Raw genomic sequence first — 712 nt, forward strand, 5'->3', positions numbered from 1 at the left:
ATCCGCACGGCCCCGAGCCGGTGCGGCATGTCCCGAGCCGTCCGAGTCTGTCCCGAGCCGTCCGAGTCCGCTCGGGTCGCGACCCGTGCTTCCCGCCCCGGGCCTGTTCGTGGCGCTGGACGCCTGGAAGTGGCACGTTCTGTCCGTGGCGCCCTGGGGGCGGATCAGGCCCGGGGGAAGAACTCCAGTACGGCCGTGCCACCGTCCAGGGACTTCACACGGAAGCCGAGACCGTTGAGACCGCCGGTGCTGCCCTCGCCGACCGAGCTGCTGAGGAACGTGCCGGCGCCCGAGGACTGGAGCACGACGATGTCGTCGGTGATCTTCGTGATCCGCAGATCGCTGACGCCGAGCCGGCTGTCGATCTTGATCGTCATGGGCCTGGACACGGCGATCTCGCAGCGACCGTCGAAGCAGGCGTCGGCGCCGGTGGCCGTATCCGTGGCGTCGGCCGGGCTCGACCCATCGGCGTCGGTGGGCGTGGGGGAGGGCGAAGGCGGCTGTCGCGCGCCCGACCGCGTCTCCGTCGCCCCCGATGGCGTACGCGACGCGGACGGCGGCTCCGACCCCTCCGCGGAGCCGCCGTCCTGACCGTCGCCCCCGCCGCAGCCGGTGAGAGCCGCCGCCAGGGCCAGTGCCACCGCGGCGCCGACCCGAGCCCTGCCCGTGCTCATACGCCAACCTCTCAACTCCGTGCGTGCGGACGTCGTCG

1 pseudogene is annotated in these 712 nt (G+C 73.0%); it reads right to left on the reverse strand.

Going from position 1 to position 712, the window contains the following annotated elements:
* Positions 1 to 164: 164 nt before the first annotated feature.
* Positions 165 to 712: pseudogene (locus tag STRIP9103_RS36990) on the reverse strand (hypothetical protein); the annotation flags it as partial.

Origin of the sequence: Streptomyces ipomoeae 91-03 (genome assembly GCF_000317595.1) — a bacterium.
Classification (GTDB): domain Bacteria; phylum Actinomycetota; class Actinomycetes; order Streptomycetales; family Streptomycetaceae; genus Streptomyces; species Streptomyces ipomoeae.